Source organism: Fulvimarina uroteuthidis (assembly GCF_034321785.1).
GTDB lineage: Bacteria > Pseudomonadota > Alphaproteobacteria > Rhizobiales > Rhizobiaceae > Fulvimarina > Fulvimarina uroteuthidis.
Window position 1 is genome coordinate 238,143 of sequence record NZ_JAXLPB010000004.1, and the last position, 20,969, is coordinate 259,111.

Annotated in this window: 16 protein-coding genes and 1 pseudogene; 9 read left to right on the plus strand and 8 right to left on the minus strand. The window is 62.9% G+C overall.

What is annotated here, in order from left to right:
• Positions 1 to 90 precede the first annotated feature (90 nt).
• The 5 genes from kdpA (at position 91) to U0C82_RS13395 (ending at position 7,558) form a co-directional block, all read left to right on the plus strand.
• A complete protein-coding gene (kdpA, locus tag U0C82_RS13375) occupies positions 91 to 1,773 on the plus strand; it encodes a potassium-transporting ATPase subunit KdpA (RefSeq protein ID WP_322187666.1) in 1,683 nt (560 codons plus the stop codon).
• A 16-nt stretch (positions 1,774 to 1,789) separates the two neighbouring features.
• Positions 1,790 to 2,359: a potassium-transporting ATPase subunit C gene (locus U0C82_RS13380; protein WP_322187667.1), complete on the plus strand. Its 570-nt coding sequence runs from the start codon at positions 1,790 to 1,792 to the stop codon at positions 2,357 to 2,359.
• Between the two features lie 225 nt (positions 2,360 to 2,584).
• Entirely contained in the window at positions 2,585 to 5,338 is a 2,754-nt protein-coding gene (locus U0C82_RS13385) for a sensor histidine kinase KdpD (protein ID WP_322187668.1), read from the plus strand.
• Positions 5,301 to 5,993 carry a response regulator transcription factor gene (locus U0C82_RS13390; protein ID WP_322187669.1) on the plus strand — a complete coding sequence of 231 codons (693 nt, stop codon included), beginning with the start codon at positions 5,301 to 5,303 and terminating at the stop codon, positions 5,991 to 5,993. Before U0C82_RS13385 ends, U0C82_RS13390 begins: the two co-directional genes overlap by 38 nt.
• Positions 5,994 to 6,241: 248 nt before the next feature.
• A complete protein-coding gene (locus U0C82_RS13395; RefSeq protein WP_322187670.1) occupies positions 6,242 to 7,558 on the plus strand; it encodes a PQQ-dependent sugar dehydrogenase in 1,317 nt (438 codons plus the stop codon).
• A 397-nt stretch (positions 7,559 to 7,955) separates the two neighbouring features.
• Here U0C82_RS13395 and U0C82_RS13400 read toward each other — a convergent pair whose 3' ends face one another.
• From U0C82_RS13400 to U0C82_RS13410, 3 genes are all read right to left on the minus strand, one after another.
• Complete coding sequence (locus U0C82_RS13400; RefSeq protein ID WP_322187671.1) at positions 7,956 to 9,044, minus strand: catalase family protein; 1,089 nt, start codon at positions 9,042 to 9,044, stop codon at positions 7,956 to 7,958.
• A gap of 370 nt (positions 9,045 to 9,414) precedes the next feature.
• A complete protein-coding gene (locus U0C82_RS13405) occupies positions 9,415 to 9,963 on the minus strand; it encodes a TetR/AcrR family transcriptional regulator (protein WP_322187672.1) in 549 nt (182 codons plus the stop codon).
• 851 nt (positions 9,964 to 10,814) lie between these two features.
• Positions 10,815 to 11,546, minus strand: a complete 732-nt coding sequence (locus tag U0C82_RS13410) for an outer membrane protein (RefSeq protein ID WP_322187673.1) — start codon at positions 11,544 to 11,546, stop codon at positions 10,815 to 10,817.
• A gap of 302 nt (positions 11,547 to 11,848) precedes the next feature.
• Between U0C82_RS13410 and U0C82_RS13415 the strand changes: the two genes are divergently transcribed.
• The 3 genes and pseudogenes from U0C82_RS13415 (at position 11,849) to U0C82_RS13425 (ending at position 14,959) form a co-directional block, all read left to right on the plus strand.
• On the plus strand, positions 11,849 to 12,880 hold the full coding sequence (locus U0C82_RS13415) for a sodium:calcium antiporter (RefSeq protein WP_322187674.1): 1,032 nt from the start codon (positions 11,849 to 11,851) through the stop codon (positions 12,878 to 12,880).
• Between the two features lie 29 nt (positions 12,881 to 12,909).
• Positions 12,910 to 13,020: pseudogene (locus U0C82_RS13420) on the plus strand (IS6 family transposase); the annotation flags it as partial.
• A 163-nt stretch (positions 13,021 to 13,183) separates the two neighbouring features.
• Entirely contained in the window at positions 13,184 to 14,959 is a 1,776-nt protein-coding gene (locus U0C82_RS13425) for a calcium-binding protein (RefSeq protein ID WP_322187675.1), read from the plus strand.
• A gap of 172 nt (positions 14,960 to 15,131) precedes the next feature.
• Here the strand turns inward: U0C82_RS13425 and U0C82_RS13430 are convergent, their stop codons facing one another.
• Positions 15,132 to 15,860, minus strand: coding sequence for a Crp/Fnr family transcriptional regulator (locus tag U0C82_RS13430; RefSeq protein WP_322187676.1), 729 nt, complete (start codon positions 15,858 to 15,860; stop codon positions 15,132 to 15,134).
• Positions 15,861 to 16,111: 251 nt separating this feature from the next.
• Between U0C82_RS13430 and U0C82_RS13435 the strand changes: the two genes are divergently transcribed.
• Positions 16,112 to 16,351 (plus strand): DUF6894 family protein, encoded by a 240-nt coding sequence (locus U0C82_RS13435; protein WP_322187677.1) that lies wholly within the window; start codon positions 16,112 to 16,114, stop codon positions 16,349 to 16,351.
• Here the strand turns inward: U0C82_RS13435 and U0C82_RS13440 are convergent.
• The 4 genes from U0C82_RS13440 to U0C82_RS13455 all read right to left on the minus strand — a co-directional run bounded on the left by U0C82_RS13440 (position 16,313) and on the right by U0C82_RS13455 (position 20,941).
• Positions 16,313 to 17,263 carry an IS481 family transposase gene (locus U0C82_RS13440; RefSeq protein ID WP_322187678.1) on the minus strand — a complete coding sequence of 317 codons (951 nt, stop codon included), beginning with the start codon at positions 17,261 to 17,263 and terminating at the stop codon, positions 16,313 to 16,315. The two genes, U0C82_RS13435 and U0C82_RS13440, sit on opposite strands and share 39 nt — an antisense overlap.
• Positions 17,264 to 17,366: 103 nt before the next feature.
• Entirely contained in the window at positions 17,367 to 17,576 is a 210-nt protein-coding gene (locus U0C82_RS13445; protein ID WP_322187679.1) for a hypothetical protein, read from the minus strand.
• A gap of 665 nt (positions 17,577 to 18,241) precedes the next feature.
• Positions 18,242 to 19,672: a dihydropyrimidinase gene (gene hydA / locus U0C82_RS13450; RefSeq protein WP_322187680.1), complete on the minus strand. Its 1,431-nt coding sequence runs from the start codon at positions 19,670 to 19,672 to the stop codon at positions 18,242 to 18,244.
• Between the two features lie 48 nt (positions 19,673 to 19,720).
• The gene (locus U0C82_RS13455; RefSeq protein ID WP_322187681.1) at positions 19,721 to 20,941 is read right to left on the minus strand and encodes a cysteine desulfurase-like protein; all 1,221 of its coding nucleotides are present in this window, start codon (positions 20,939 to 20,941) and stop codon (positions 19,721 to 19,723) included.
• Between the last annotated feature and the right edge of the window lie 28 nt (positions 20,942 to 20,969).

Consider the following 20,969-nt stretch of genomic DNA (forward strand, 5'->3'; position numbering starts at 1 on the left):
TTCTCGGCCTCGCCGTCTTCGGTCTTCTCTTGGTGATGACCAACGCCGTCGACCGAGCCTGATCTTTCCAGCGATGTCGGAGACATTCCAATGCTGATCCAATCGATCCTGTTCGTCGTTCTCGTCGTTGGCGGGACGGCACTCCTCTCCTGGCCGCTCGGCCTCTACATGACATGGGCAATGGACCCGGGCGATCCTTCCTCCGGCATCGCCGGATGGAAGAACCGCGCCTTCCGGGCCATTGGCGGCCCCCTGACCGGTCAGGAACAGACGTGGAAGCGCTACATGGTCGCCCTGTTCGCCTTCAACGTCGTGATGTTCGTGGTCGTCTACGGCTTCCTGGCGCTGCAGCAATATCTGCCGCTCAATCCGGACGGCAAGCAGGCGCTCGAAGGCAGCCTGATCTTCAACACGGCCGCCTCATTCACGACGAACACCAACCTCCAGCATTATTCGGGCGAGGTGTCGCTGAGCTACCTGACGCAGCTCGGCGGCCTGATGTGGCTTCAGTTCGTCTCGGCAGCCACGGGCATCGCGGCTCTCGCCGCGCTGGCCCGCGGACTTTCGGGCAGGCCACTCGGCAATTTCTTCGTCGACGTGCAGCGTGCCTCCTTCCTCGTCCTGTTGCCTTTGGCTTTCGTCATGGCGATCCTGCTCGTCATGGGCGGCGTGCCGATGACGTTCGACGGCGCCGCCGTCGCGACGACCCTCGAAGGGGTGCAGCAGACCATCGCGCGCGGTCCCGTCGCGGCCTTCGTCGCGATCAAGCAGCTCGGCACCAATGGCGGCGGCTTCTTCGGTCCCAACTCGACGCATCCGCTGGAGAATCCGGGGTTCTGGACCAACATTCTCGAGATGGTCGCCATCATCATCATTCCGATGGCCTGCGTGTGGATGTTCGGCCGGATCATCGGCCGCATGCGCCATGCCGGCGTGATCTTCGCGGTGATGCTGGCGTTCCTCATGGTCAAGACCGTCGGCGCCGTGTCCTTCGAGGCTGCACCGACCTGGGCCTTCGCCGACCTGCCCATCGAGCAGAATGTCGGCAATCTCGAAGGCAAGGAACTTCGCTTCGGCGCCACGGGCGGCCCGCTCTGGTCGGTGCTGACCACGTCGACCTCGAACGGCTCCGTCGGTTCCATGCATGACAGCCTCAATCCGATGACCGGGCTGATGCCGATGATCGGCATGTGGCTCAACGCCACCTTCGGCGGCGTCGGCGTCGGCATGATCAACATGTTCCTCTACATCCTGGTCGGCGTGTTCATTGCCGGGATGATGATCGGCCGCACGCCGGAATATCTCGGTTGGCGCGTCGAGGCCCGGGAAGTGAAGCTCGCGCTGTTCGCGCTGCTCGCCCATGGCCTGTTCATCCTGGGCGGCACCGCGATCTTCGCGGCAACCCCATGGGGTGCCGACACGCTGAACAATGTCGGGCCACACGGTTTTTCGGAGATCCTCTACGAGTTCACGTCGGCAAGCGCGAACAACGGTTCGGGCTTCGAGGGGCTCGGCGACAACACCGTGGCGTGGAATCTGGCAACCGGCATCGTGATGCTCTTCGCCCGCTTCATCCCGATCATCCTGCCGCTGGCCATCGTCGCCTCGTTGTCGGCCAAGCGCCGCAGCGCGGAATCGAGCGGCTCACTCAGTGTCGAGGGCGGTGTCTTCGCCACGATGCTGGCGGCCACCATCGTCGTCGTCGGCGCGCTCACCTTCTTCCCGGCGGCAACGCTGGGGCCGATCGCCGAACATGTCATGACCACGTACTGACCTGGAGAACAGGACCATGCAGTCTCTACTTGCCAGCATCCGCATCGCTGCGGCGACCATGCTGATCTGCGTCGCCGGCTACGCCACCGCCGTCTGGGCCGTTGCCCAGACCCTCGCCCCGGACACGGCGAACGGCTCGCTCGTCACGGGTGCGGACGGTGCGATCATCGGCAGTCGCCAGGTGGCGCAAGCCTTCACGCAGCCCGGCTATTTCTGGCCGCGCCCCTCGGCGGTGGACTACGACGCCGCGGCCGCCGGCGGCAGCAACAAGTCCCCGACCAGCCCGGACGTCGCCGACCGGGGCCTGGAAATGGTGGAACGCTACGGCGCAACGCCGCAGAACCCGCTCCCGGCCGATCTCGCCGCCGCGTCCGGCGCCGGCCTCGACCCGCATATCTCCGAGGCCGGTGCCCTCTATCAGGCGGCCCGGATTGCCGAGGCGCGCGGTCTGGATCCGGTCCGGGTCGAAGGCCTGGTCCGCAGTGGAGCCTTCTCGCCCGGCGGCCTCCTCGCGGCAGATCGGATCGTCAATGTCCTCGAACTCAATCTGGCACTCGACGCGATGGATCGTGCCCGGGCGGAGTAGCGCGGCGTTCGCCCGCCCTGCCCGACCCCACACCCGTCCGCCCGCCTTCATCGCGCCGGCGCGACGACCCTCTGCGCCCCCGGGACGCCGCTGCCACAGCATTCGGGGCACCGGCCTTCCGGGCCGATCGCCGAAGGCCGGCTCGAAAACCGGGGGCATGGGGCCGGATGCGTTGCATAGGTCGGCCTCGACGGGCAAAACTTCGCCGCATACGGGAAGAGGACGATGAACCTGGAGACAATGGCCCACGACACGAAGCGGCCTTCACCCGATGCGCTGCTGGAGAAGGCGCAGCAGGAGACCCGCGGTCGCCTGAAGATCTTTCTCGGCGCATCCCCGGGCGTCGGCAAGACCTACGAAATGCTGACGTCCGGACGCGCCCGCAAGTCCGATGGCAAGGATGTGGTCGTCGGCATCGTGGAAACCCACGGCCGGGCGGAGACGGAGGCTCTGGTGCAAGGCCTCGAGATCGTTCCGCGAAGCCGGATCGAATACAAGGGCCGCGTGCTTGAGGAAATGGACCTCGACGCGGTGCTGGAACGCCGGCCGTCGCTGGTGCTGGTGGACGAACTGGCGCACACCAATGCGCCCGGCAGCCGGCACCCCAAGCGATATTTCGATGTACTCGAACTTCTCGACCGCGGCATCGACGTCTACACCACCCTCAACATCCAGCACCTGGAAAGCCTCAACGACGTGGTCACCCAGATCACGCGGATCCGGGTGCGTGAGACCCTGCCCGATTCCATCGTCGACAAGGCCGACGACGTCGAGATCATCGACATCACTCCCGACGACCTGATCCGGCGGCTGAACGAGGGGAAGGTCTATGTGCCGAAGACCGCCGAACGCGCCATCGAGAATTATTTCTCCCCCCGCAACCTGACGGCGCTGCGCGAACTGGCACTGCGGCGGACCGCCCAGCGGGTCGACCAGCAATTGCTCACCCAAATGCGACAGAGCGCGATCGAGGGCCCCTGGCCCGCAGGCGAACGCATTCTCGTCTGCATCAGCGAGGATCCGCGTTCGGCAGGGCTGGTGCGGTATGGCAAGCGGCTTGCCGACCGCCTGCACGCACCCTGGGTCGCCCTGTATGTCGAAGGCCGGCGCGCGCAGGACTTGGGCGAGGACGGGCGCGATCGCGTGGCCGAAGCGCTGCGGCTGGCCCAGAGCCTCGAAGGGGAAGCCGTCACCGTTCCCGGCGGTGACGGACGGATCTCCGCCGAGGTCGTGGCCTATGCGCGTGCGAACAACATCACCCATATCGTCATCGGAAAGAGCAGCCGGTCGCGGTGGTTCGAGATCCTGCACGGCTCGGTGGTGCACGAACTCGTTCGCAGTGCCGGCGACATCAGCGTCCATGTGGTGGCCGGCAGCCGGCAGACCGATGTCCGCGCGTCCAGAACATCGGTCGAAACCGCCGACCAGCGGCTGCGCCCGAACTGGGTGGCCTATGCCAAGTCGACCGCCGTGGTGGCGGTCGCGATCGGCACCGGGCTGTTGCTGTGGCCCTTCGTCGGCGTCGAGCACGTCGGCCTGATCTTCCTCACGGGGGTCGTGGCGGTCGCGGTCTGGTTCGGTCTTCTGCCGTCGCTCTATGCCAGCGTCATCTCGGCGGCCTGCTACAATTTCTTCTTTACCGATCCGTATCATACGCTGCTGATCTCGCGGCCGCGCGAGGTCATCTCGGTCGTCTTCTTCACGATCGTGGCCATCATCGTCTCGAATGTCGCCGCCCAGGCGCGCGCGCAGACGGTCGCCGCCAAGGCGAGAGCCCGCACGACCGAGTCCCTCTATTCCTTCAGCCGCAAGCTGGCGGGGGCCGGAACGCTGGACGACGTCCTGTGGGCCTCGGCGCATCAGATGGCATCGATGCTGAAGCTGCGGGTGGTCATTCTCCTGCCCGAAGGGGAAACCGTCACCGTGCGCGCGGGATATCCTCCGGACGACACGCTGGTCGACGCCGACATCGCCGCTGCGCGCTGGGCCTGGGAGCACAATCGCCCGGCGGGACGCGGAGCCGACACGCTCCCGGGGGCCAGGCGCCTCTACCTGCCGCTGGTCACCGGAAAGGCCCCGGTCGGCGTCGTCGGACTGGACAGCGACAGGGAGGGGCCGCTTCTCACGCCGGAACAGCAAAGACTGATCGACGCGCTGACAGACCAGGCGGCGGTCGCCATCGAGCGCATCCAGCTCGTCGCCGACGTCGACAGGGCGCGGCTGGCGGCGGAAGCGGACAAGCTGCGTTCGGCGCTGCTCGCTTCGATCTCCCATGACTTGAAGACGCCGCTGGCGGCGATCCTGGGCGCCGCCGGCACGCTGCGCGACTATTTCCAGGCGATGCCCCAAGCCGATCGAACCGACATGCTGTCCACCATCGTCGACGAGTCGGAGCGGCTGAACCGTTTCATCGTCAATCTTCTCGACATGTCGCGGATCGAGACGGGCGCAATGGAGCCGAACGCGTCCCTTCATTATCTCGACGACATGGTCGGATCCACGTTGCGCCGTGCGGACAAGATCCTCTCGCATCACGAGACGCGCACCGACATTCCGGCCAGCCTGCCGATGATCAGGGTCGATCCCGTCCTGTTCGAGCAGGTGCTGTTCAACCTCCTCGACAACGCGACGAAATACGCACCGCCGGACACACCCATCCGCATCCGCGCCTGGGAGGACGGCCACTGGGCGACGATCCAGGTCCTGGACGAAGGACCCGGTATCCCGCCGGCCGATCTGGACAAGGTCTTCGACAGTTTCTACCGCGTGCGCAAACGCGACCACGTGCTGGCCGGGACAGGCCTCGGCCTGTCCATCTGCAAGGGGTTCGTCGAGGCGATGGGCGGCACGATCAGCGCCGGCAACCGGACCGATCGCAGCGGGGCGATCTTCACGATCCGCATGCCGATTGCGCCCGCACCGCCGAGAATGGGAGAGATGGATGACGAATCCGATCGTGAAGATCCTCATCGTCGATGACGAGCCCCCCATCCGCAAGCTGCTGCGCGTGGGACTGACCGCGGAAGGCTTTGCCGTCGTCAATGCGACCAACGCCGCCGATGCGATGGCCAAGGTCGAAGTCGAAAAGCCCGACCTGATCCTTCTCGATCTGGGGCTGCCGGACATGCAGGGCCACGATCTGCTGGCAAGGTGGCGCCACGCTCTGATCGAGCTGCCGATCATCATCCTGTCGAGCCGCACGGACGAACCCGGGATCGTCAAGGCCCTCGAGCTCGGCGCCGACGATTACGTGACCAAGCCTTTCGGAACGAAGGAACTGGTCGCGCGCATCCGCGTCGCCTTGCGCCACAGGCTGCAGCAGCAAGGCGAGCGTCCGGTCTTCCAGACCGGCGCACTGTCCGTCGATCTCGTGAAGCGGATCGTAAAGGTCGCCGGCAAGGAGGTGAAGCTGTCGCCCAAGGAGTACGAGATCCTGCGGGTCCTCGTACAGCACGCCGGCAAGGTCATCACGCATCAGCATCTTCTCAAGCAGGTGTGGAGCGGCTCGACCGACGTGCAGTATCTGCGCGTCTACGTCCGCCAGCTGCGCCAGAAGATCGAGCTCGGCTCCAACGAGCCGCAATACATCACCACGGAGACGGGGGTCGGCTACCGGCTGCGCGAGGCCGACTGAGGGACCCCGCAGAGTGCAGGACCTGTCAGCGCTCGAGCCATCCGGGGGCGGCGAGACGGAGGACGCCGGGGACGGCAGCGGTTTTATCGTTTCGGCTTGCGACGGCACGCAACGCCGTCGAACGGATCGGGGTCGCAGTGCCGGGCCGGCGTCGCCTCCAAAGCGACAAGAACCCTTGAAGGCTTTGAAATGGTTCACAGATGCGTTTTCAAATCATTCTCTGACGAAACACCTGAAGGACCATGATGATGCGCCTCGCCACTGTTCTTGCCGCGACGGTCTTCGCCGTTCCGCAACTCGCCCATGCCCAGGCGGGTGCTGGTGCCAACGATGCGATCGAGGGCCTGACCAAGGGGGAGGAAGGCGTGCAGATCGTCGGCCACGTGATCAAGCCGCTCGCCCTCGATTGGAACGAGAAGCGAATGGCCGGGCTTGGCCTTCCCGAAGGTTTCACGATCGACGTCTTCGCCGACGATCTCGAGAATCCGCGCATGATGGACGTTGCCGACGATGGAACGCTCTACGTCACGCGCCGCCAGAACGGCGACGTCATGATGCTGCGTGACACGGACGGCGACGGCAAGTCCGACGACCGTCAGGTGGTCGCTCGCAAGGATGGCATGCACGGCATCGAGATCGACGGGGATACGGTCTATCTCATGACCGTCGAGGAGGTCTATCGCGCATCGCGCAACGAGGACGGCACGCTCGGCGAACTGGAACTCGTCGCCGAGGATTTCCCGGCGGGCGGCCAGCATCCGAACCGCATGGTCCAGATGGGGCCGGACGGCAAGCTCTACCTGTCCGTCGGCTCCACCTGCAACGCCTGCGGCGAGACCGACCCGGAGAACGCGACGATCGTGTCGATGAACGCTGACGGTTCCGAACGTTCGATCTTCGCCTCAGGCCTTCGCAACACCATCGGCTACGGGTTCGAGCCGTCATCGGGAACGCTCTACGGCTTCGACCACGGGATCGACTGGCTCGGCGACAACGAGCAACATGGCGAGTTCAACCGGATCGAGGAAGGCGAGCGCTACGGGTGGCCCTACGTCTACGGCTTGTCGCGTCCCAACCCTCAGGACGTTCCGCCCGACTCCTCTTTCGAGGAGTATGCGGCCAACAGCGTCGAGCCGATCGGCCTGCACACGCCCCACGCGGCCCCGATGCAGATGGTGTTCTACACGGGCGATGCCTTCCCGGGCGACTATCAGGGCGATGCCTTCGTCGCCTTCCGCGGATCGTGGAACCGCCAGCCGCCCTCCGGCTACGAGGTGATGCGCGTCGATTTCGAGAACGGCGAACCGGTGGCCATGGAGCCGTTCGTGACCGGCTTCCTCATGCGCGACGAGGAAAGCCCGACCGGATGGGGTCATATGGGCCGCCTCGCCGGCATGACACAAGGGCCGGATGGTGCGCTCTATCTGTCCGACGACACCGGTGGGATCATCTACCGGATCACCTACGAGGGCGAGACAGCGCCGGACCGTCCGGAACCCGCGTTCACGAACGCGGACAGTTCGGCTCTCGATCTTGGCCTGGTATCGGCAAGCCGGCGGAACTGACCGGCCGTCGCGGACCGTTTCGCTCCCGGCAACGACGTCGACAGGCCCTTAGGCCCGCCGAGCGTTGGACCGGGAGTCGAGCACCGTGCGGGGGCGAAGCGGCTCGATCGGATCCACGCCGAAACGCGAACCCGGCCCTCGAACGCTGCCTACCGCGCGACGGCGCGACGGCGAAGTCAGCTTGCGACGAGCGATCATCGTTCGGGGACGGCACCTGCCTGTGCCGTCCGTTCCAGGAGGGCGAAATCCTGGAAGACGAGCGTGTCGGGCGTCGAGGCCACGCCATCGAGTTTGCAGATTACGGCGCGCACCCGCCGCCGCGGGAAGCGGAAGAGCACAGAACGATGCAAACCGACGCTCTGTGCTCTTGTGCAAGATGACGCGACTTCTGTGCGCATCAGCCCAGGTGATCGGCGCGGTCCGGATCCCGAATCGCTCGGCCGTTCACGCGCTCGCGGAACGCGGCCGAGCGGTCGTAAGGCGATTTGCGGGCGCGATTGATCGAGCCCATCGGACGATGCGCGGCGATCCCGTTCCAGGGGGCGAACCGCATCGCGTCGTCGACGGCGGCCGAGCGTTTCTGCGTCCAGGCCGGCTGTGAGTTCGCCGTCACCGTCGCGACCGTGGCGAAAGGAAAGTCGATCTCGTCCCAGACCACTGTCGCGTCCTCGACCGGCTGCTTGTCCAGGTCGCGCAGAAGCTGCACCCGCAAATCCCATTCGACGGATTCGCTGCGCATCGTCCGATCGATGTCTTCGCGCAACGCATCGGGCCGACCGGCCGTGTCGATCTCTTTGCCCGAAAGGCTCCGCAGGTTCTGCGATACGGGCACGAGTTGCAGTTTGGCCACGTAGTCGCCATAGCGGTAAGCGGTTTGCGTGTAGAACGTCTCGCCGAGCGGATGGGTATTCGGGGCGCCCCCGAGCGTCTGGATCGTCGCCGAGGCCCCCACGGTGTCTTCGAGCACTTTCCCAACGCCCTGCAAGGCTCTGGACAGCAGCTTCTTGCCCCATTCCGCGCGATCGGTCGTCGCGGCAAGAAGCTTCAGCGTTTTGGCGAACTCCCTTGCCGACTTTGCGCTGAACGCCGGTCCGTTGATCATCACGAAATCCTGCGAGGCGCTCTCATAGTCCGTGTCGAGCCTCTCGCCTTCGACGTTCAGAACCTTCAGCGCCAATCCGCGGGGAACCGACACGCCGTCATGCAGAAGATCGCCCGGATTGGTCGAAATGCGCAGGATCGCATCGTGCGTCCCGGGCGCGGCGAAGATCCCCTGACGCAGTTCGTCGGGCAGATCGTCGTGAATGCGAAGCTTGCCCGCGATGATACCATGGCTTTTGGCATGGACCGATCGATAGGCGTGGCTCTCGTCCTTCGCCACCCGATCCAGGATCGTTCGCATCGTCTCGTTCATGTCCTCGATCGTCTCGCTTTCGTCCTCGGCGACGGTCTCGAGATTGTCGTGGTAGGCGACCGGATCATTCATGGTCTCGTCCTTCACAGTTAAGGGAAATCGCTGAGCCCCGGCGGTGGCGTGGAATTCCAGGTCGTCACGGGGCCGTCGGATCGACAGGCAGCCGCGCGCATTGCTGGTGCACAGATCAAACTTGAAAAAATATTTCGGCCCTGCGAGCCCGTCAGACGCTGTGAGCGTAGACCGGCTGCGTCGCCTGGAAGGTTCCAGGGTGTTCCGTCCCCCGGAGTGCAATCGGGATCGCGACCCTCGCGTGATCGACTATCATTGGCAGGCTCCCATCGGATACGTCGACCTTTATGGAACGATCGTTCCAGCAAGAACGCGACTTTCCGTCCGTGGTTCCCAAAGAGGGTGGAACGAGCGATCGGACGCCGACAGCTTACGCAATGATCCGTTCGAGGATCGTCCGGATCGTAGCAAGAGGCATGCCGACCTTGCGCATCGTCGTCGCGCCGTAACAGGTGGCGAGGATCGCGTTCGCACGGGCTTCGTCGCCGCCAAGCAAAGGCGTCAGGATCGCGATCACCTGCGCATTGTGATCGCGCAGGAGCGCCGCTATGTCCGCGTTGCGTCCGGACAGCTCCACCATACAGTTGACGATCAAGCATCCCCGCGGATCATCGAACTTGGCGAGCTCGAAGACGATCGTCCGCAACGGGTCCTGCGCGTTCGACGCCGCCATGTTGCGAAGGTCAGCAAGTCCCCTGCGAGAGTATCGCTCCAGCACGGCGAGAAGCAGAGCCTCCTTCGAGCCGAACGCTTGGTAGAAGCTCGATCGGCTGATCTTCATCGCGGAGAGAATCTCTTCCATCGACGTGGCGGTGAAGCCGCCCTCGCGGATCAGATCGGTCGCGGCATCGAGGGCCTCGTCCCTGTTCAGTCGTGGCGGGCGCCCCCTCTTCCTCACTCGTGCCGTGTCGAAGGTCATGGGCAAACGCTCGTGTGGGTTCGAGACGGTGGGAAAGCAGATAGGGCGCGTGCGCGACCCGTTCCATGCAATGACCGGCATCAGTCCGGATCGAGGCGCCTGTCGCTTCAGCTGTACGAAACGCCAGATCCGTTCAATGTCATCGCACGTCAACGGCACGGCGATACTCCAGCGGATGCCACCGGTGAGCCGAATGCCCTGGAAGGAGGCTATGGACGTCGGGCTTCGCCGAATGGCAGACGTCAGCTTTGGACGGGCCCCTGTATCCCGCAACAGAACCGGGAATCCGACCGGCCTCGTGTCCCCTTACCGCCGGGTCAATCGCCGAGCCTGCGGGCTTGCCTCGATAAAAATCGTCAGGACAATGCTGCAAGAATGAAAGGATTTCGTCTTGTCCGGCTCATCGCCCCCGTGCCGGCCCGGCAGGACGATCGTCATGGTGACGGATTCGCCCGCTGCCGCTGTTCTTTGCGAACTGCCGGGCGAAGAGGGCGGGATCAGACCGCCAAAGGCCTAAGTGCTCTTCCTGAAACGCTGGCGGAACCGACTGACCGAGCTCATCGGCCCAGGCGGCGCTCCGCACGGGGTCACCTTTCAGCTCTGCGCCGAACCGATATTGGTGCCGACGCTCCCAGCGTGCTGCACCGTGATCATGGATTTTCCGCTTGCTCACGAGATGGAAGGCGTCCGCCCCGCGGTCGAGAAACCGGTCACGCCTTGCGCTCTCGGCCACCCTGGAGCAACGCGCGTCGCTTCACACGCATGATGGTCCAGCCGTCTCTTTGCTTTCACGCATCGGCCCGAAGATCGATGCCGATCTTCGGGCCGATGCTCACGATCCGCAGGGCCGGTCAGAAGCGGAAGTTCAAGCCGGTCTTGAGGGTGTGGAATTCGATGTCCTGGTTTACACTCACGCCCTGGGCGTCCTTGTAAAGCCGATCTTCGCCGAGATCGTGATAGCCGTATTCGGTCTGCACGGAGACGCTATCGGTCGCCTTCAACTCGAGACCGGCTCCCACCGCATAGCCATACTTCGTATCGCTCTTGCGTGACTCCGAATTCGAAACCAGCAGACTGCCCGTGCGCAAGCCATCATCGATCGTGGTTTCGGTCTTTCCGTAGGCGAGGCCGGCATGACCATAAGCGAGGACACGGTCGCTGGCGTATCCGGCTCGTGCCCGGACCGTTCCGAGATGCTCGACCGTCGTCGACACCGTCTGCGAACGTTCGCTCGTGCCGATCCGCTCCCGCGACGATGCCTCCGCATCGATGTCGGTCAGCGCGAAATCGGCGACGCCACCGACAAGGGCATTGCCCATCTGAACGTCATAGCCGGCCTGCACGCCGCCAAATGCACCGCCGGCGGACTGGTCGTATCCCGTTCCGTTCGAGCGGTCGTAAGTCGTATCGCCGGATGCAATTCCGCCGAAGCCGCCGACATAGGCACCGGTCCAGTCGGTCGAAGAGGATCCGTCGTAGCTTTCGGAATAGGACGGCGACGGCTCGCTATAGGTCAGGTCTGCGGCGGACGCGACCGAGAGAGTGAGACCGAGAATAAGCGGGGCGAAAAGATATCTGCGCATGGCGATAATGGTGATCCCTAAAGTTCGATCGAGCCGCTTTAGCAAACGTTCACCACGCCGGCCAATCGATCTTCGGAACAAGGAAAACAATGTCTTAAGACGGCTTTTGCACGAGGACCCGCCCTGCTCTCTGGTCAAGGTGTGAAGCGATCCTTCGCGCGGGTTCGAGGACGGCGGCGACGCCGCGCCTGTCCGGGTTTCCGTGAGCAATTGCTGGACAGCATCCTCTGCCGTCCCAGGTGAATTTGGACGTCGAGGCGCAGCTTCCTCGATCGGATCGCATCAAGGACGATACCCGCTTCATGCCCGACTTCGGTTCTCTCGGACTCATCGGCAATCTGATCATCTTCGCGCTCGCCGCCGCCGCGATCGGCTATGCCGGCGTCAAACTGTCCAGCGTCGCCGACGAACTGGCCGACCGCACCGGTCTCGGCGAAATCGTCGCCGGCGCGCTTTTCGTCGGCGCCGCCACATCTCTGCCGGGGGCGATCACCTCCGTCTCGACCGCCTATCAGGGCTTCCCCGAGCTTGCGATCGGCAATGCGCTCGGCGGGCTCACAGCGCAGACCCTGTTCATCGCCGTCGCAGACCTGTTCTATCGCCGCGCCAATCTCGAGCATGCCGCAGCGTCCCCCGTCGCGATGGTCCAGGGCATTCTCCTCAATGCCATGATCTGCATCGCGCTTCTGGGGTCTGTCACGGCCGGCATCAGCGTCTTCGGCACGCATCCGGTCTCGAGCCTTCTGCCGATCGTCTATATCATCGGCCTCTTCATGCTGAGGCGCATCCGCAACGAGGACATGTGGCGGGCGGTGCAGACCGACGAGACTCGTGAGGAGGAGTCCGATCCGGCCGACAGCGAGGATGAACGCACCGACAAGACGCTCTGGATCCGGTTCGTCCTCTATGGCGCCATCACGGCTGTCGCCGGTTATGCAATAGGCGAGTCCTCGATCGCGATCGTCGGTCTTACAGGCGTTTCACAAACCCTGTTCGGCACGACATTCACCGCGATCGCCAATTCGCTGCCGGAACTCGTCACGGCGATCGCAGCGGTGCGCATCGGCGCCGTCAGCCTGGCCGTGGGCAACATCATCGGTGGCAACGCCTTCGAGGTGCTGTTCCTGTCGCTTGCCGATTTTGTCACGCCGGAATCGATCTATCGCGCGGTCACGCCTGACGATCAGGCAACGGCGCTCTTCGCCATGCTGATGGTCACGGTCATCTTGCTCGGCATGATGAAGCGGGAGAAGCGCGGCTTCCTGAACATCGGGTTCGAATCGACCATCGTCTTTGCGCTCTATGCGCTCTCGGTTCTCGTGATCGCCCTGTAACGGGCCGCGTCCGTCCACGAAAATCACGGATCGGCGGCTTCGAAGCGATGCTCCCGCTGGGGACGGGCTTCGGTTTCGCAGGCGGATGGACGGTCCACATCCAGAACGATCCTGTGGTACGGATCTTCGGGCTGCGAAGAAAGGCACCGACATCGGGAGACGAAGCCTCAGGAGAGCCCTCCGCCGCGCAAGCAACCCCGCAGAAAATCTCTCTTAGATATCAATACAATTCTACTAAAATTGTATGGTTAACACAAAAATAAAAGAGCATCTTTTACAGATACTCGGTTCGTGCTTCTTATGTTGCAGGAAATTGCCCTGACGCACCATATCAGAACGGACTTGGCCATGATGACGAATCCTCAATCCGATCGCGACTGGATGCAGGACTATATCGACGAACAGAATCGTCGTTATGCCGAAGAGGCCAGGAAGCAGGCCGCTTTGGTCACGCATGAAATGGCAAGCGACGAGACCGACCACACGGCGAGCGGAGCCAAGGTCGACGTCATCGGAAACGATCTCGACAACAGGATCGACGGCGCGCTTCTTCGCTATGCCAGTGGCGGCGCAGGGAACGATACGATCCTTGGCGCGTCGAATTCGCGGATCGTAGGTGGAACCGGCAACGACCTGTTGATCGGGGGGACGGGAACCACCGACATCTCCGGCGACGAAGGAGACGATACGATCATTGCCACTTCCGGCATAAACCGGATCGAGACCGGTTCCGGGACCGACATCGTCATCGTCAAGAAAGACGCCGAAGAGGTCATCCTCTTCGATTTCGATCCCAGTCGGGACAAGCTCGACCTGACCGACCTCGGCATTTCGAGCTTTGAGGATTTCAATGCCAAAGCGGTCATTACGGAAGGCAACGAAATCTTCAACGTCACCCTCATTGCGATCGGCGGCGTCGTCTTGAATCTTCAGAACACATTGAGCCTGGACGGCTTCAAAGACTTTCTGGTCACCGATGCCGAGCAGCCGGTTGTGCCCGATGCGGACGAGGACGCAGACGCGGGCGCCGACGCGACACTCATCCGGTCTTACGAGGCGGGCGGCTATATCGAGGGCACGCACGGAAACGATCGGTTCGAAGGGTCGGACCAGAACGATACCTTCTATGGCGGCAAGGGCGACGATCATTATGTCGGTGGCACTGGCTACAACCAGGTCGACTACGATGGAGCCGCGCCCGACTACACCTTCACTCGCAACGCAGACGGCACTGTCACGGTGACCAGCGAGCTGTACGGGACAGACACTTTGACCGATATCGCAGGTATCTGGTTTCGCGGCTCCGCGGAATGGCATCCGACCGACGATCTTGTTGCCACAAACGGTTCCGGGGGTCTCACCGTCATGACCTCGGATGATGAGGGTGGTTATGTGAGAGGGACCGCGGGCGACGATCTGTTCGAAGGCGGAGCCGGCGCGGATGTCTTCTACGGACGCGGCGGAAACGACGAGTTCATCGGGGGCGCAGGCTATAATCAGGTCGATTACGACGGTGCGGTCGCCGATTACAGCTTTGTCCGCAACGACGATGGCACGGTCACAGCCTCGAACACGTCCGCAGGAACGATCGATATTCTGAGCGATATCAGCGGTGTCTGGTTTAACACGGATGCGCGGTGGGTGTCGGTCGAGGATCTTCTCGATGCCGGCCACCGCACCCTCGTCTCCGCCAGCCGCGATGGTGGCTACATCGAAGGCACCGGAGGCGACGACCTGTTCGAGGGCCGCGATGGGAACGACACCTTCTACGGCGGCACCGGCGACGACCTCTATCGCGGGGGCGAGGGCTACAACCAGGTCGACTACGACGGCGCGGCCGCCGATTACGCGATAACGCAGAATGAGGACGGCTCCGTCACCGTGTCCAGTCAAACCTACGGAACCGACACGCTCTTCGATATTGACGGCCTGTGGTTCCGCAGCGACAGCACGTGGCACGCGATCGACGATGCAGCGCTCACAACACAGATGCATCATGTCTTCGGAAGCGACGTCGGCGGCGACCCGATGGGCATGCCTTCCGCAGACGAAACCATGATGGATCATCAGCACGCCTGATCCGAATCGATTGGCCTGTGTGCCCCCGTACAGGCGATCGATCGCCACGGTGTCCAGGATCCGGGGATCCGCACAGGCAAGGTCGACGAAGCGTCTGGCGATCGCGAGGTTGACGATCTGATGCGGTTTTCCGATTGCCGTCCGCCGCCACGCCTCCTCGAACCCAGTCGGGTCAGCCCGGATCCGCATTATCGGTCCGGGCTTTGGACAGGTCTCCTCTCGGGATCCAGGCGTCGGACCTTCTGGTCATGCGGGCTGGGTTGTCGAGATGCAGGTAATTCGCGTTGAACCCGCTGAAAGCTTTCAGGCGACGCACATCCCTGATCGTGATTTTGCGCACGTCGACTTCGATCAAGGCCTCGTCGCGCAGGCTTGCGAGCATCCGGTTTGCGTGAACCACGGTCAGGCCCATCGTGTCACCCAGATCGGTTTGCGTGATCGGCAGCATGTAGGTGTTGTCCGTCACCAGTCCGACGGCTTCGAGCCGCACCAACAGCTCGCACAGGAGATGGGCGATCCGCTGCTCGGCCGGTCTTTGCCCCATATTGACCAACCACTCGCGCAAAGTTGCAGAATCAACGAGGCTCGCCCACCATAATGAGCGGGCGATCGCGGGGCGATCGGTCATCGCGAGGATCACGGACCTTGGAATTTCGACCACTTGGCAAGCGGACAGCGTGCCGATGTTGTGATCCATTTCATTCAGGATGAAGGCCTGGAAATCGCAGAAGTCGCCCGGGACGAGATAGGCCATGATCTGTCGCCTGCCGCCTTCGATGATCTTGTAGCGGCAGGCGAAGCCCGCGAGAATGAGAAAAACCTTATCAGGCGTGTCGCCTTCACGAATGATGTCTTGCCTGGCACCGACTTCCCGGAGCGGTCGGGTGCACTGCTCGAGCATCGCTTTCTCTTCTTGGGACAAGGGTTGAAAGCATTCGAGTTTTCGGACGAGGAGACTGGTTGTCGACGACACTGGCTTCACTCCCTCCCGCAAGGGACATGGGAGTTTAAGGCGACGCGATGCCGAATGTCACCCTCAAACCTCGGGTGCCGGGATCGATGAACCGAAGTGGCAGCTACCGATATGACCCGATGGTAACGTGCAATTGGATCATGCAGCCATCACATGTGGTGGAATATTGGAGTTCACTGATGCCCATCTATTTCTTCAATGTAACCGGAAGCTTGGTCAAACCCGACCGCTCTGGATACGAACTCGCCGATGAGGATGCAGCATGGTCGACGGCAATTGTCTCGATGGGAGATCTGCTGAGAGACGTCGATGGTGCGAAGCATGATAGCATCAAGACCGTGACGAATGTCACCGACGCCTTCGGGCGCCCACTCATGACCCTAAGTGTTCAGTCCCATACTTTGATGGTGCGGGTTTGATGTGAAGCGCGCAGGCTCTTTTTGCCATGCCTTGCAGATGGCTTCGTAGGGGGTGAGGCCTTTTAGGGTCTTGAACCTTCGGGCGAAGTTGTAGGCGGCGACGAAGTCGCCGAGGTGCTGCCGAAGCTGGTCGTGGCTGTTGTAATGGTAGCGTTTGACGGTTGCCTCCTTGATGGTTCGGTTCATCCGCTCAACCTGGCCGTTGGTCCACGGATGCTTCACCTTGGTCAGGCGATGCTCGATGCCATTCTCGTCGCAGACACGATCGAAGATATGGTGGAAAGCATGTTTGTGATGGGCGTGGTTGGTGAACTGGATACCGTTGTCGGTCAGCACGGTGTGGATCTTGTAGGGTACGGCTGCGACTAGATTGCGCAGGAACTGGGCGGCAATCATCTTGCCGGCCTGCTCGTGCAGCTCGACGAACGCGAACTTGCTGGTCCGGTCGATCGCCACAAACAGGCGCAGCTTGCCCTCGGCGGTCTGCACTTCGGCGATGTCGATGTGGAAGTAGCCAATCGGGTAGGTCTTGAACTTGCGCTTCGGCGTCTTGTCGCCGGCTACTTCGGGCAACCGGCTGATACCATGGCGCTGGAGGCATCGATGCAACGAAGACCGTGTCAGATGCGGGATCGTCGCCTGTAGTGCGTAGAGGCAGTCGTCCAGCGGCAGCAGCGTGTGCCGGCGGAAGGCGACGATGACCGCCTCGTCCTCAATGCTCAGCACCGTCGAATGAGGATCCTTCGGCCCGGTCGGCAGATCCTTGACCGCCGTGCGCTTCTTCCACTTGGCGACCGTCTTCTGATTGACGCCGTGTCGCTTCGCCAGCGCTCTCAAGCTCTCTTCACTATGCTGTATCGCTCGACGGACTGCCTCTGTCGTGCGGGCGCTGCCGTGTAGAACCTGGCCCATAGTCCATCCTTCCAGGCTTGTGCCGATGATGCACCATCAAAGTCTGGGATCAAACACCTAAGCTTCGATGGCCGCCGGAACAGAATGGCCCATTGAGGCCCGATCAACCGCGCGGCGTCGAGGTCGAGCCTGCGGCGTTATCGGCATGATCCGATGGGGATTCCTGCTCGTCCACGAGATCGAGCATCCAAAGGACCTCTTCGATCTCGAAGCCCGCTGAGATCGCGGTTTGAACATCCTGGGGCGAAACGAGCGTCAGACGCGTCTCCCGTTCGTCCGCAGTCGTCTCGTCGGCGCTGGGATGTTCGGACATAGGATTCGCCTTTCAATGAAGCGACAGTCCTGTCCTGTATTCCACGCTATTCTAGCCTTTATATTGATCTACGTTATAGGCTGCGCCATAAAGTTGCGCTGTCTGAAAACGCATCCCGACAAAGTTTGATGTCTACTGAGTGGTATGATGCGCCGGTTGCTCGGCGGCATTCAGACTGCGAAGCGTGGTTCTCAAGGGATCAGGTGCACACTCCGACGTTTCCGTGGCCTGCCTACGTCCACTTCAGGGCCAGCGCCGCCATCGCCGACTGCACGAAGAGGGAGAACACACATCCCGCGCCCCAGACCCGACCCTCTCAAACGAAGCTGAAGCCGGGTCACGTCTCGATGAAAATTCCCAGTCAGTTCCCCCTGGAAATCACCACATGGGATCAAACAAGGACAGTCGACGCACTATTGGGATGCATCGAAGATCCATGCGGGCGAATTGAGATCCCGGACGCCTGCCGATATCGGAGAACAGTAGAGCATCGCGGGGCTCATTCGCCAGTGGGGTCAGCTCGGTCAGATTGGCCCGATCGGTTGCCTCACACTCCGTTCGCCGATCGCCACGACAGAGACACGCGGCGACCAAACCCGACAGTTGGCCGAATGACGGACGGCGCCCCTCCAAATGAGGCCAAACGGACAGACATCGGTCGGCGCTTATGTCTCAAAGGACTGTTCTTGGGTGGGTGTCGCATATTGTGACCGACCTCGGGAGCGGTAGGTGCCATCGCCCTTGCTCCCAAGCAGTTCGCCCTCGTGGACCATGATCTTGCCCCCGAGCACGACGGTCGTCGGCCAGCCGGTCAGTTCGCGTCCCTCGTAGGGCGTGTAGTCCGCGCCGTCGTGCATGTCGGCGTGGCGAACCGTTCGGGTTAGCGTTGAATCCCAGATGGCGATGTCGGCGTCGGCGCCGACGGCGATCGTGCCCTTCCTTGGATAGAGACCGTAGGTGCGCGCCTGGTTGGTGGCGGTCAGCGCCACGAAGCGCGGCAGGTCGATGCGACCTTTCATGACGCCTTCCGAGAACAGGATCGGCAGTCGCAGTTCGACGCCCGGAATGCCGTTCGGAATATGCCGGAAGCTGCGAGACCCTTTCGGGTTCAGCTTGCCGGCGGGGTCGTCGTAGCGGAACGGGCAGTGGTCGGAGGAGAACAGTTCGAAGACACCCCGCTCGAGCCCGTCCCAGCAGGCCGCCTGGCTCGCCGTGTCGCGCGGCGGCGGCGAGCAGACGAACTTCGCCCCCTCCCAGTCCATGCCGTCGAGATCGTCGGCCGTCAGCATCAAATATTGCGGGCATGTCTCGCCGATCACCTTGCGGCCGCGCCGTCGGGCCCGTTCGATCTCCTCCATCGCCTCCCGGTTGGACACGTGGACGATGACCAGCGGCACGTCGGCGACTTCGGCCAGCGAGACGGCGCGGTGGGTTGCTTCGCGCTCGACCGCGATCGGACGCGTCGTCGCGTGCGCCTTCGGTGCGACGGTGCCGTCGGCCTCGTGCCGGCCGATGAGGTAGCGGATCGCGTCCTCGTTCTCGCAATGAACCATGACCAGTGCGCCGGTGCGCCGCGCCACATCCATCGTCTCGAGGATCTGCGCGTCGCTCAGCCGCAAATCCTCGTAGGTCATGAACACTTTGAAGGAGGTGTAGCCGTCTTCGACGAGCGCCGGCAGTTCCTGCCCGAGCACAGCCTCGCTCGGATCCGACACGATCAGATGGAAGCTGACATCGGTGTAGCAATTGCCCTTGGCCAGCGCATGATAGGCCGTCAGCGCCTCGCGGAGCGGCCGGCCCTTTTTCTGCAGGCAGAAGGGCAGCACCGTGGTGTTGCCGCCGAACAGCGCCGAGCGCGTTCCGCTCTCGAAATCGTCGGCCATGACGATCCCCTCGCCGGAGGGCTGGGCGATGTGGACATGGCTGTCGATGCCGCCCGGCAGCACATATTTGCCGGCGGCGTCGATCGTCTGCGCCGCCTCCCCCATCTCGCCGCCGATCTGGACGATGATGCCGTCCTTGATGCCGATATCGGCAGAAAACACGTCGGAGGCCGTGGCAATGGTGCCGTTTGAGATCACGAGGTCGAAGCGCATGGGAAAACTCCGAGTGGATGTTGGAGGACAGGCGGCAAGCGAACGGCGCTAGAGTGCGGGCTCCAACGCGGCGATCAGCCGGTCGACCTCCTCCAGCGTGTTGTAGTGGACCATCGAGACCCGGACGACACCGCTCTGCGGCATCAGGCCCAGATCCTCGATCAACCGTCTGGCATAGAAGTCGCCGTAGCGGATGCCGATGAAGGCAGGATCGATCTGGTCGACGATCTCCTTTGAATTGCGGGTGCCGGCGGTGAAGCTGACCGTCGCCACCCTGTCGCCGATGGCGCTGGAGGTGCGGCCGAGAATGCGGGTCGACGGCCGGCTTTCGAGAAAATCCATCAGCCGCGCGGTGATCACCCGCTCCTGCTCGGCAATGTCGGCAAAGCCCGCTTCGATCGCCGGCCGGCCGGCTTGTGCACCCGCCATGCGGCCGAGTTCGTCGACATAGTCGACGCTGCCGATCGACCCGTAGGCCAGTTCGTAATTGATGTTGCCGGGTTCGAGCTTGTGCGGCACGGAGTCCTTGCCGAAGAAGTAGTGGTAGATGTTGTCGAGCTCGAGCAGTTTCTCGCGCTTGCCCCACATCACCCCGAAATGCGGTCCGAACACCTTGTAGACGCTGAAGAGGTAGTAATCGCACTGGAGCGCCTGCACGTCGATGGCACGATGCGGTGCATAGGCGACGGCGTCGACGCAGAGTTCGGCACCGCTGGCATGGGCGATCGCTGCGATTTGGGAGATCGGGTTGATCGTGCCGAGTATGTTGGACGCATGGGTGACGCAGACGAGCTTCGTGCGCTCGCTCATCAGCGCCTTCAGGTCGCCGAGGTCGAGTTCCAGCGTCTCGGGATTGCAGCGCCAGAACTTCACGACGACGCCGCGGCTCTCGTGCTTTAGCCAGGGCCCGATATTGGCCTCGTGGTCCGTGTTGGTGAGGATGATCTCGTCGCCGGGTTCGAGCTTGCCGGTCATCGCCTCCGACAGCATGCGGATCAGCATCGTGGTCGAGGCGCCCATGACGATCTCGCCGGGATCTGGAGCGTTGACGAAGCCGGCAAAAGCCCGGCGGGCTTCGCGCACCCGCTCCGTCGAGCGCTGGCTGGGCGCGTAGCTCGCACCGGTCTGGACGTTGGAAGTCAGGAGATAGTCCGAGATGCGGGTCGCCACGCGCGAAAGCACCTGGCTGCCGCCGGCATTGTCCATGAACACCCATTCGCCGGAGAGCGCGGGGAACTGGCGGCGAACGAAATCGATGTCGAGTGTCATGAACTTGCCTTCCAGGTGGTTTTGGCGG